This is a genomic window from Cellvibrio polysaccharolyticus, from assembly GCF_015182315.1.
Classification (GTDB): domain Bacteria; phylum Pseudomonadota; class Gammaproteobacteria; order Pseudomonadales; family Cellvibrionaceae; genus Cellvibrio; species Cellvibrio polysaccharolyticus.
On sequence record NZ_PRDL01000001.1, the window covers coordinates 466,573 to 478,238 of the forward strand.

The 11,666-nt window shown below is 56.0% G+C and carries 10 protein-coding genes; 8 read left to right on the plus strand and 2 right to left on the minus strand.

Features of this window, described 5'->3' with window-relative positions; translation table 11 throughout:
• Positions 1 to 24: 24 nt before the first annotated feature.
• Both C4F51_RS02225 and C4F51_RS02230 read right to left on the minus strand, forming a co-directional pair.
• Positions 25 to 258 (minus strand): hypothetical protein, encoded by a 234-nt coding sequence (locus tag C4F51_RS02225; protein ID WP_193906774.1) that lies wholly within the window; start codon positions 256 to 258, stop codon positions 25 to 27.
• Between the two features lie 144 nt (positions 259 to 402).
• Positions 403 to 1,806 (minus strand): MATE family efflux transporter, encoded by a 1,404-nt coding sequence (locus C4F51_RS02230; protein WP_328701289.1) that lies wholly within the window; start codon positions 1,804 to 1,806, stop codon positions 403 to 405.
• A 312-nt stretch (positions 1,807 to 2,118) separates the two neighbouring features.
• Here C4F51_RS02230 and C4F51_RS02235 point away from each other — a divergent pair, with 312 nt between their 5' ends.
• The 8 genes from C4F51_RS02235 (at position 2,119) to C4F51_RS02270 (ending at position 11,650) form a co-directional block, all read left to right on the plus strand.
• Positions 2,119 to 3,522 carry a TolC family protein gene (locus C4F51_RS02235; RefSeq protein WP_193906776.1) on the plus strand — a complete coding sequence of 468 codons (1,404 nt, stop codon included), beginning with the start codon at positions 2,119 to 2,121 and terminating at the stop codon, positions 3,520 to 3,522.
• On the plus strand, positions 3,519 to 4,538 hold the full coding sequence (locus C4F51_RS02240; protein WP_193906778.1) for an HlyD family secretion protein: 1,020 nt from the start codon (positions 3,519 to 3,521) through the stop codon (positions 4,536 to 4,538). Before C4F51_RS02235 ends, C4F51_RS02240 begins: the two co-directional genes overlap by 4 nt.
• Positions 4,523 to 5,719, plus strand: a complete 1,197-nt coding sequence (locus C4F51_RS02245; RefSeq protein WP_193906780.1) for an ABC transporter permease — start codon at positions 4,523 to 4,525, stop codon at positions 5,717 to 5,719. The genes C4F51_RS02240 and C4F51_RS02245 overlap by 16 nt, the downstream gene beginning before the upstream one ends.
• Positions 5,716 to 6,837 carry an ABC transporter permease gene (locus C4F51_RS02250; protein WP_202987595.1) on the plus strand — a complete coding sequence of 374 codons (1,122 nt, stop codon included), beginning with the start codon at positions 5,716 to 5,718 and terminating at the stop codon, positions 6,835 to 6,837. Before C4F51_RS02245 ends, C4F51_RS02250 begins: the two co-directional genes overlap by 4 nt.
• A gap of 114 nt (positions 6,838 to 6,951) precedes the next feature.
• Positions 6,952 to 7,200, plus strand: a complete 249-nt coding sequence (locus tag C4F51_RS02255; RefSeq protein WP_193906782.1) for an exodeoxyribonuclease VII small subunit — start codon at positions 6,952 to 6,954, stop codon at positions 7,198 to 7,200.
• Entirely contained in the window at positions 7,197 to 8,099 is a 903-nt protein-coding gene (locus C4F51_RS02260; protein WP_193906784.1) for a farnesyl diphosphate synthase, read from the plus strand. The genes C4F51_RS02255 and C4F51_RS02260 overlap by 4 nt, the downstream gene beginning before the upstream one ends.
• Positions 8,100 to 8,218: 119 nt before the next feature.
• Complete coding sequence (gene dxs, locus C4F51_RS02265; RefSeq protein WP_193906786.1) at positions 8,219 to 10,132, plus strand: 1-deoxy-D-xylulose-5-phosphate synthase; 1,914 nt, start codon at positions 8,219 to 8,221, stop codon at positions 10,130 to 10,132.
• 102 nt (positions 10,133 to 10,234) lie between these two features.
• Entirely contained in the window at positions 10,235 to 11,650 is a 1,416-nt protein-coding gene (locus tag C4F51_RS02270; RefSeq protein WP_193906788.1) for a hypothetical protein, read from the plus strand.
• Positions 11,651 to 11,666: the final 16 nt, after the last annotated feature.

The window sequence follows — 11,666 nt, forward strand, 5'->3', positions numbered from 1 at the left end:
TCAGGCACTTCTGGCAGCACGCAGTTAATGTTTTGCGTTGCTGTCAGGGGGAGTCAGGTCGCGCCGTGTCTCTTCTGCAGGAACCTCTTCACGCGTCACCAGCGATTCCAGAGCAGCGCCAGGATCTTCCTCGCCGCAGGCGGCTACATCCATCGGGCCGCCAGCTTCTGCTTCGTGATGGGTGAGTATCAGGTCGCGCTCGTTGCGACGGGTGGGTTGGGGTTGGCCGGTTGCGGTTGGTTGCTTGGGGGTGGTCATGGGCTGATCCTCGTAAAGTTCACCTGTTAACAGGGTTGCCCCGCTTCAACAGAATGATTCTGAAAGTATCAGTATGGCCGCAAAATTAACCCCCGGCCGGATTAAACCCCCGTTTCGTGCCCGCGTTCACGGCCAACAGCACAACTAAACTTGCCCGGTGGCTGCATGGCTGTGTACCGGCAGGCGAAAGCGGAACAGCCGGTAAGTCAACAAAATGCTGGCGCAGGTCAGCCCTACGATCAAGGCAATCCAGAAGCCGGCTGCGCCTGCTTTGTAGCCGAGCAAATCGGTAAAGGTGAGCACATAACCCAGCGGCAAACAAATGCCCCAGAAAGACACCAGCATAATCAACATGGGGATGCGGGTATCGCGATAACCACGCAGCGCGTTAATAGCACTTACCTGAATCACATCGGCCACTTGAAAGATGGCGGCAAACATCAGCAGATGGATGGCAATACCCTGCACGGTGGCATCGCTGGTATAGAGTGCGGCAATCATATCCCGTCCGAAATACAGCATAGGCGCAGAAATACAGGACAAACCAAAAGCCAGCAACAGCGAGCTGCGTGCCACCAGGCGCGCCTTGGCCATGGCATCGGCCCCGACCAGATAACTGACCCGCAGCGTCAGCGCCATGCCCAGGCTCAGCGGGATCATAAAGGTCAGCGAGGTGATGTTAAGTACAATCTGGTGCCCGGCGACCACTTCCGGGCCGAGCGGCGCCAGAAACAGCGCGATGATGGAAAACATACTGACTTCAATAAACATGGTGAAGCCGATCGGAATACCCAGTTGCAGGATGTAGCGAATATCCTGCCAGCGCGGTTTTACCCACTCGCTTAATAAATGGAAGCGGCTGTAGGTTTTGCTGCGGTTCAGGTAAATCATCAGCGCAATGGCCGCGCCCCAGTTGGCAATCGCAGTAGCCCAGCCGCAACCTACACCGCCCAGCTCCGGCAGGCCGAATTTGCCGTAAATCAGAATGTAATTCAGCGGCAGGTTAATCAGGGTGTTCAATACCGAAAACACCATGATGACCCGCGTGTGGCCAAGGCCATCGGTCAGGCCGCGCATCGTCAGGGTAAACAGAATCGGTGGCACGCCCCAGGCAAAAGCGCTGAGATAGCCCTGGGCAATACGGGCGGTTTCGGCATCCAGTTTGAGCAGTTCCAGCACCGGGTGCACGTTGGTCAGCAGCAGAATCATAATCGCCGACGCAGCCATGGCGATGTAGATGCCCTGCCAGATGGACGGCATAATTTTCGGGTATTCCGCCGCGCCGCGATAACCGGACACAATCGGCTGCAATGCTGCGAGGGTGCCCGAAAACAGTAAAAATAATGGCACCCACAAGCTGTTGCCAATGCCCACACCGGCCAGATCGCGGGCACTGTAATGGCCCGACATAATGGTGTCGATGACGCCGTTGGCCATCTGCGCCAATTGCGCCACCGCAATCGGCCCGCCAAGGATGAACAGGGTTTTCCACTCGCTGAACAGGCGGGCGATGAGAGAACGGTTGGCAGTGGAATCGACGTGGGTCACAACAACATCCTGAATACAGCGAAGGGAAGAACACAAGCACCGCCCAACCGGTTTCAAACCGGTATGGCACAAGGCCGGCTACTATACCCGTTTGGTCGGGGTTCGTCCTGACCCGACGGCGTTGGAAGCGAGAGCCTGACGCCAAAATCGCCTTGTGCCGGTATCAGCGTCGCCATGGACCCGAGTGATATTTTGTGGCAGATCAATATCTCTTCGAGTACTGCCCGCCAACCAATCGCTGCCGCTATACTTGATGGCAAATTTCCCTGAAGCGATTCAGGGCATTGGACTACAGGCATTTCAGGAGGCACGATGCCGATATCCCCTGGTCGCCGGTTTTATGCGCGCTTGGTGCAAAGTGTGCTCCTGGCGGCAGCTACATCCTTTATTTTCCCCGTCGTGGCAGATGCGACCACCGGTGCGCTGGCGCTGGATTATGCAGCGGCACAGCAGCGGTTGCTGAGTGTGTCCGATGCGCTGGCGGGTTCGCGCAGCCAGGTTGAGAGCCGCCGCCAGTTGGCCGAAGCCAGCCGCAGTTTGTCCTATCCCGATGTTTCCATTGACGTTCGTCAAATGCGTTTCCAAAAAAGTATCGAATTGCCACTGGGCTCATTAGCGCCGGTGGCCGAGGCTTATGGTATTCCCAGCCCGCTGGAGTTCGAGCTGAATGACTGGCGTACCCGTCCGATTGTCACCGCCACCATGCCGGTATGGACCGGCGGTCAAATCAGCGCTGCCAAAGCCGCCGCCGATGCGGCCGTCGATGAAGCAGACGCGCTGTTATCCCGCGCCCTGCAAAGCGAAACGGTGCAACTGGTAGAGGCTTATTTCGGTCAACAACTGGCGCAACAGGTTGTGTCGGTGCGCCGGGAAGTGCGGGACGGCCTGCTGCAACACTACCGGCATGCGCAAAAGCTGGAAGGTGAAGGCTTCGCCACCCGTGCGCAGTTATTGCAAGCCCAGGTAGCGGTGGATGCGGCCGAGCGGGAATTGCTTAAAGCCGAAAATGATGTCGCCGGTGCCCGGGCGGCGCTGGCCGGTTTGTTGCGCAGTGAGCAGCCAGTGACCACGCTATCGCCACTCTTTGTGGGCTCGCAAATGCTCGAGCCGGTGGAGCATTTTGTAGCTGCGGCCATGAGTCAGCACCCGGGGCTGGCGCAATTGCGGGCGGTGGGTGAGCAGGCACGGCAAAAAGTGCGCGCCGAGCAAGCCAACTGGAAACCGAAAGTCTATGTATTTGGCCAATACGACTTGAAGCGTGAAGACGCGCTGCTGACCGACTCGGATTGGGCTTTCGGGGTTGGCGTCAGCTACACGCTGTTTTCCAACAAAGATCGCAACCGGCAAGTCGGTGCGGCGCGCAGTCAACAACTGCAGGCCGAATATGGCTTGCGTGACACCGCGGTAAAGCTGGAGATTGGCGTCGCCCGCGCCTGGCTGGCGGTAGACAGTGCCCGCCAGCAATTTGCCCTGCTGCAAAGTTCGCTGGCCAGTGCAGAAGAAAACTTGCGTCTGCAAGGTCTGTCTTTTCAGGAAGGCCAGGCAACCTCGCTGGATGTGATTGACGCGCGTTTGGCGCTGGGCAAAACCCGCATTGAACGAGCCCTGGCGGCCTGGCAATTTGATCTGGCATTAATCCAATTGCTCGACGTTAGTGGCCAAACCGACCGATTTACCGATTATCTTCGCCAGGCAGACCAGGTGCTGACCCCATGACTCGAACCCTTTTGACCCCTTCTTCACGTACGGCGGCCTCCGGTCGTCTGATCCTGCTGGTTGTGGTGTTGCTGGCGCTGGGCATTGTGGCAGCCGGTTTGTGGCTGGCGTTTCGGCCGGTGGCCGGGCTGGTGCAGGGCATGGCGGACGCCGACAGCATTAAAGTGTCGGCAAAAATCCCGGCGCGCATTGCGCAGCTGCATGTGCGTGAAGGTGAGCGGGTCAGCGCCGGTCAGCGGTTATTTACGCTGGACAGCCCCGAAGTAGAAGCCAAATACCGCCAGGCCAATGCGTTGCTGGATGCCGCCCGTGCCCAGGCGGCCAAAGCGACGGAAGGTGCGCGGGATGAACAGATTCGTGCCGCAGAAGCCAATTGGCAGCGGGCCAAAACCGGCTCTGATCTTGCCCGCAGCACGGCGACGCGCTTGCAGCGGTTGCACAACGAAGGCGTGATTTCCCGGCAACAGCGTGATGAAGCCAACGCCCAGGCTGCCGCCGCAGAAGCCCTGACTCAGGCGGCGCGGGCGCAATACGACGAAGCTCTGGCCGGTGCGCGCAGTGAAGACCGCGAAGCTGCCAATGCCCAGGTGCGCCAGGCAGAGGCGGCCGTTGCTGAAGTGGAAGCCGCGCGCCAGGAAACCCTCGGTGTTGCACCCGCCGCTGGCGAAGTGAGTAAACGCCTTGCGGATATCGGTGAGCTGGTTCCGGCGGGCTATCCGGTATTTACGCTGGTGGATATCGACAACCTTTGGGTGTCTTTCAGTCTGCGTGAAGACCAGTTTGGCGGGGTGGCGGCCAACCAGATTCTGCAGGGCGATATTCCGGCGCTGGGGCTCGCTGCTGTGCCTTTCCAGGTGTACTTCATCAGTCCGGCCGGTGAGTTCGCCACCTGGCGAGCCACCCGTCAATCGGCGGGGTACGATGTGAAAAGTTTCGAGGTTCGCTTGCGACCCCAACAGGCCATTGAAGGCTTTCGTCCCGGCATGAGTGTGCTTTTTTCATGGCCGCAGAAGTAAATCAGCCCGCCAGCGGTTTTTGGTGGGCGCTGCGCGGATCGGCGCGGCGGGAGTGGCAGTTCCTTTGCCATTCCAGCTGGGACATGGCGCTGATCAGCTGGATCCCCTGGCTGACCATGGCGTTGCTGGCGGCGATGTTTTTCAGTGCGGTGCCGCGCAGCTTGCCGGTTGCCATTGTGGATGACAGCCGGGGGCCGGTTAGCCGCGAACTGATTCGGGCGCTGGAGGCCGCACCGGCGTTGGATATTCGTGCCCACCCGCTGCAATTAACAGAAGCCTGGTCGCTGGTGCGGGCGATGCAGGTAGACGCGGTGATTCATATTCCGGCGGGGGCGGATGATCTTGTTCAGCGCGGCCAGCCCGCCACTGTGTTCGCCTTTTATAACGCCGCCTTTACTACTGCGGGCGCCGCCGCCTTTCGCGATATTGATGCCGCCTTGAAACAGGTTGCCGGCCAGGTTGCGCTGCAACATGCAGCATTACAGCAGGGGCCTGCGGTGCTGCGAGCCGCGCCGGTCAGCGCTCAAATAACCGTTTTATTTAACCCGGCGCGCAGCTTCGAGCAGTTTTTGCTGGGGCTGGTATTGCCCGCTGTGCTGCATCTGATGTTGTGCGTTGCCGTTACCGGTGCCTGCTGCCGTGAATTGCGGGATGGTACTGCCGGGCGCTGGCTGGAAGAAAACGGTGGCCATCTGGCCGCAGCGATTATCGGCAAATTACTGCTCTATGTTCCGTTGTTCTCGCTCTACGGCTTTGCCGCCTTGTTGTGGGTGGGGGTGATTCGTGGCGATGGCATCGCCGGTTCGCTGTGGGTATTGCTAGTGGGGCAATTGCTGATGTACAGCGCTTATGCAGCAATAGGGTTAATGCTTTCGGGCCTGGTGCGCAACATGGGTACTGCGCTATCCGGTGTTGGCTTGTATGCGGGTACGTCGCTGGCCTTTTGCGGCGCCACCTTTCCCATTGATGGCGCCTCCTGGTTTGCCCGCCTGTGGCATTACCTGCTGCCCTTCACCAGCTACGTAAAACTGGATGCCGCCGAGCGCTATCTGGCCGCACCACTGGCGGTTAGTGCCACGCATCTGGGCGCTTTGCTGCTGTTTATTCTCATTCCTGGTGTTATCGGCTATTACCGTTATCGCCAGGCGGTGCTGGACCCTGCCAGTTGGGGCAAACGATGATCGCCACGATTCAGCAGGCATTCCGGCAAACCTTACGCGCTATCTTCTCTGACCGGGCGGTCGTTACGGTGATGGTCGGTGCGGTAATTCTCTATTCCTTCTTTTACCCCATGGGTTATCGCCAGCAGGTCGCCAGTGATCAACCGATCATGGTGGTAGATGAAGATCGTAGCAGCGCCAGTCGCTCGCTGGTTCGCCATATCGACAGTGTGCAGGCGCTGCACGTCCTCGCGGTGACTGGCAGCCGCCAGGATGCGATGGCTGAAGTGGTTGCCATGCGCGCTGAAGGTTTTATCGTGATAGGTCGCGGTTTTGAACGCGACCTGTTGCGCGGCGATCAGGGGCAGGTGGCCATTTATGGCAATGGTGCCTGGCTGGGCCGCGCCAATACCGTGCTCACCGGGTTGGGGGATGCCATTACTGCCTTTGCCCGAACCGCGGCGGTGCAGCAGGCCGCGTTCGCCGGTGCCGGATTACAGCCACCACTGCAACTGGTGCAGCGCCCTTTATTCAATACCCGCGAAGGTTACGGCAGTGCGGTGGTGACCGGGGTGGCGGAATTGATCATCCAGCAAACCTTGCTCATTGGCATTGCGGTTATGGCCGGCACACGCCGGGAGCGGGAAGGGCGGCTGTTTTTCTCCGGCCGCCAGTTAATCGGCATCGCTGGCGCCTGCTTACTGATCGGCTTTATCAACATGATGTATTACGCCGGGTTTATGTTCTGGTATCAGGATTATCCACTGGCCGGCAATCTCGCCGGATTGTTGTTTGGCGGATTATTGTTTATTGGTGCGGTGGTGGCTTTCGGCTTGTTTATTGCCAGTTTTTTCCGCACCCGCGAGCGGGCCTATCAACTGATTCTGGTCACCTCGCTGCCGTTGTTTTTTCTCTCCAACCTCTCCTGGCCAGCTACCGCAACGCCCGAGTGGCTGCTCTGGCTGGCCAAAACCCTGCCGTCTACGGCGGGCATTAACCTGATGGTGAAGTTCAACCAATTGGGTGCCACCTTTTCCGAAGCCGGTCGTGAACTGCTGAATCTGGCCCTGCTGGTTGTGGTGTATGGCGGCCTGGCGATCTGGCGTTACCGGCGCCCGCTGGCTACTGCTGTGCATTAAAAGGGCGAAAATGCCTGCATGTTATCGCCAGGCTGTTTATAATCCGGCAATTTTGTTGAGGGGCCGCGCCGCAGGGCAGGTTCCGAATCGGATAAAAATGCTGGAGCCGACGCTATGGCAACAAAGAAAAAAGCCGTGGACTTTGAACAGTCGCTGGCTGCACTGGAAGCACTGGTTATCCGCATGGAAAAAGGCGATCTCAGTCTTGAAGAATCGCTCAAGGCATTTGAAGATGGTATTCGCCTGACCCGCGAGTGTCAGTCCCGTCTCGCTGCGGCCGAACAGCAGGTACACGTGCTGATGGAAGAACAGGGCGAATTGCGCCTGGAGTCGTTCGACACGCCTGAGAGTGACGATGAATGAGCGAATCCCTGACGGCATTGATGGCCGCCTGCCAGCAGCGTATTGATCACACTCTGGATCAGCAGTTACCCCTGGTCAACGATTCCACCCGCTTGCGCGAAGCCATGCGCTACGGTCTGTTCAGCGGCGGTAAACGGGTGCGCCCGGTACTGGTGCGCGCCGCCGGTTTGGCTATTACCGGCGGTACTCTGAACGCGCAGCAGGACATTATTCTCGACCGCATCGGCGCCGCTATGGAGGCTATTCACGCCTACAGCCTGGTGCACGATGATCTGCCCGCGATGGACGATGACGATCTGCGCCGTGGCAAACCCACCTGCCATATCGCTTTTGATGAAGCACTGGCGATTCTCGCGGGCGATGCGTTGCAAACCTTTGCCTTCGAACTGATCAGTAACCTGCCGGAGTTGCCGCCTGCTGTGGTGGTAACGCTGATTCAGCAACTGGCCAGGGCGTCCGGCATGTCCGGTATGGTGCTCGGCCAGGCCATTGATCTGGCGGCGGTTAATCACCGCATTGACCTTGCGCAACTGGAGAACATGCACCGGCACAAAACCGGCGCACTGATTCGCGCCAGCGTATTAATGGGCGCTATCGCGATGGGCGCCGATGCAAAACAGCTAACGGCATTGGAACAATATGCGGCGGCCATTGGTCTGTCGTTCCAGGTTCACGACGATATTCTCGATGTGATTGCCGATACCGCCACGCTGGGCAAACAGCAGGGTGCTGATGCCGCGCTCAACAAACCGACGTATGTTTCCCTGCTGGGGTTAACCGCCGCCCAGGCAAAAGCCAAAGCACTGCACGAAGAAGCACTCGCGGCGCTGTCGGAATTTGCTACCAGTGCTGATTATTTACGGCAGATTTCTGCTTATATAATCGAGCGCGGTCACTAGCCGCGTTTGGTAGTGCCTGAGGTGCTGCGCCAGGCGCAGTGCACCAGCAGACAAACCCATGGCGCAAGCCTACAATAAACACTTCCGCTCCGGAATTTGTACACAACCGATGGTCGTCAATGTTTAACGAAATACCTGTCAGCCGCCCCGACACGCCCCTGCTGGATAGCATTGATTCTCCAGCCGATTTACGCGCGCTTGATGAAAAGCAATTGCCGGAACTGGCGCAGCAACTGCGTGCGTTTCTGTTATACACCGTTGGCCAGACGGGCGGCCACTTCGGTGCCGGCCTCGGTGTGGTCGAGCTGACTATCGCGCTGCACTATGTGTACGAAACGCCCGATGACCGTCTGGTATGGGACGTTGGTCATCAAACCTATCCGCACAAAATTCTTACCAGCCGCCGCGAGCGCATGAACAGCATGCGTAAGGGATTGGGGCTGTCCGGTTTCCCCAAGCGTGACGAGAGCGAATACGACACCTTCGGTGTTGGCCATTCCAGTACCTCGCTAAGTGCCGGTCTGGGTATGACCATTGGTAGCCGTATGGCGGGCAGCGAACGCAAATCGGTTGCGGTTATTGGTGATGGCGCCATGACTGCCGGTATGGCCTTTGAAGCGCTTAACCACGCGGCACATATCGACAACGACATGCTGGTTATCCTCAACGATAACAACATGTCCATCTCGCCCAATGTTGGCGGCCTGGCGACTTATCTGTCGCGCATTTGGGGCAGCCGTTTTTACAACGCCTTGCGCGAAGGCAGCAAACAGGTTCTGACCAAAATCCCCCAGGCCTGGGAATTTGCCCGCAAAACCGAAGAGCATTTCAAAGGGTTCGTATCTCCCGGTACGCTCTTTGAAGAAATGGGTTTCAATTACATTGGCCCTATTGACGGACATGATCTGCCGCGCCTGGTGCGTTACTTGCGCAATCTGCGCGAGATCAAAGGCCCGAAACTGCTGCACATCATTACCCGCAAGGGCAAAGGTTTTACCCCCGCCGAAGAAGATCCGGTGGGCTACCACGCGCTCAACAAAATTGAGCCGAAAAAGAAAAGTATTAAAAGTACCGATGCACCGGTCAAACCCAAATATCAGGATGTATTTGGCCAATGGCTGTGCGACACCGCTGCGCAGGATGAACGCCTGGTCGGCATTACCCCGGCAATGTGTGAAGGCTCTGGCATGGTCAGCTTTGCGCAGCAATATCCCGAGCGTTTTTACGATGTTGCCATTGCCGAACAACATGCGGTAACGCTCGCCGCCGGTATTGCCTGTGAAGGGCAAAAGCCGGTGGTCGCTATTTATTCCACCTTTTTGCAGCGCGCTTACGACCAACTGGTGCACGACGTTGCCTTGCAACACCTCGATGTAACCTTCGCCATTGACCGCGCCGGTCTGGTCGGTGAAGACGGCCCGACGCACGCAGGCAGTTTTGATATCAGTTTTCTGCGTTGCATTCCCGACATGGTGCTGGCAACCCCCAGCGATGAAAACGAATGTCGGCAACTGCTCTACACCGCCTACCAACATAATGGCCCGGCAGCCGTGCGTTACCCGCGCGGCACCGGCACTGGCGCTGTGATTGAAAAATCTCTGCAGGAACTGCCAATCGGCAAAGGTGTGGTGCGCCGCGAAGGCAAACAGGTTGCGATTCTGAACTTTGGTACGTCGTTACCCGCTGCCTTGCAGGTTGCAGAAAAATTGAACGCCACGGTATGCGATATGCGCTTCGCCAAACCGCTGGACACCGAACTGATTGAACGCATGGCCGCCAGCCACGGTTTACTGGTAACGCTGGAAGAAAACGCCATCGCCGGCGGCGCTGGCAGCGGTGTAGGCGAACACCTCGCCAACACCGGCATCGTCATGCCCATCATGCACCTCGGCTTCGAAGACCGCTTTATCGAACACAACAGCCAGTCGGTACAACTTGCCGGGCAAGGGTTGGATGCAGCCGGGATTGAAAGCGCCATTCAGGCGCGATTGTCATTGCTTGCCAGCGGTAAAGCGACCCTGAACGTATCCTGATATAAATTTTATAAAACGGCGTGTTTATTCCGGGAGGAATACACGCTGTTTTTTTATGCCTTGAAAAATATTTGAACTCATGGAGCTAAAAGCAGAATTAATATGACCTCTTTTTTTATGGAATATAAGCCAGGCAAACATAATGCTATGGAATGGATTATTGTTGGCATGATTGCCGTTTTGTTGTTTAACATTTTGCAGAGTTATCTCGGGGTCAGTGTATGGCGTCAGGACTCCATGTACTATGTGTCCAGTTATGATGACAAGTTGGCCACAGAAGGCCGGTGGATAAATCATCTTTTTTTTCGTTACCTGCAGCAAATTCCTGCCGGTCTGGCTATTCTTCTCAGCTATTTTTCCGTTATTTATTTTTCTTTTCAGATCGCTTTCAGAATCTCATCCAATGCCTATCTGGCATTGGCTTTCGGAATGCTTTGTGCGCTGACACCTGTTTTGCCTGTGCAGTTGGAATGGCCTGAAACACTGCTTATCGGGTTTTTAATGTTACTGGCCGCGCCTTTCCTTTCTACCATAATGCCGCATTTTGTATTTTTTCCCGTTATGGCAGTGCTTTTTTTTGGAACATTCAGTGCGTTCTTTTTTCTGATGCCGTTATTGTTCCTTAAAAATCTTACCTTCCGCAAAGGGTGCGAGATTATCGCTATATGGATCGCGTCTTTTGTCTTCGCTTATCTGTTTACCAATTTTATTGTTTGGTTGATGACGGGGCATGGTGTCCAGATCGCGGAGTGGAGGAATCCTTCTCCGGTGAATAGTATTGATTCTCTCTTGGGGAATATTGATCGTGTTAGTGCTTCTGCGGCTGGAAATTTCAGAGAGGCTACCAGCTTTTTGAGAGAAGAGATCCTTATCGCGCTAGCAGTTTTAGGTGTGACAACGGCGATTTTTAAAAAGCAATCTGTAGTTTTTCTGGTCGGATTGATTTGTGGTCTGGCTGTTTACGTTACAGTAATTCCAGTCGGGATTTATGTGCAAAGCAGAACGCTACTCGCTTTGTATATTGCTTTTCTCGCTGCCCTTTTGCTGAGAGATTATCAAAAAAGGCGTTCTGTTCTGATAGTCATGGTTGTTGTTTTCGTGCTTTCTGTTCGTATGGCGACAGCCAGCTATGAAACGGTTTCCTGGTATAAAACGATGACTAATATTCTGGTTAGTCATTTATCCTCTTCCATTGATTATGCGCCAGAAGAGGTGGACAGGGTGTTTATTATGGTGGAAGCATCGGAATCGGCCCATGTGTTTCATCGTATTGAAAAGAATATTGCCTTGAAGAATCGCTTTTCAGAAGGTTTCTCTCATCCTCAATATTGGGTCCCTGCATTAAAAAATATGGGATATAAACACTTTCGGGTGTGCGCAGATTTAACCGGATGGGACTGTGAGCAGGCGATGGAGGTATACGAGCAACGCAGGAGCCTCCAAAGGGACGCAGGAATTTTTATATCTGCAAGGCTGAATAGTCAGGATTTGGTGATCATGCTTAATCCTCAGGATTGATGCCTTTGCTGTGAGA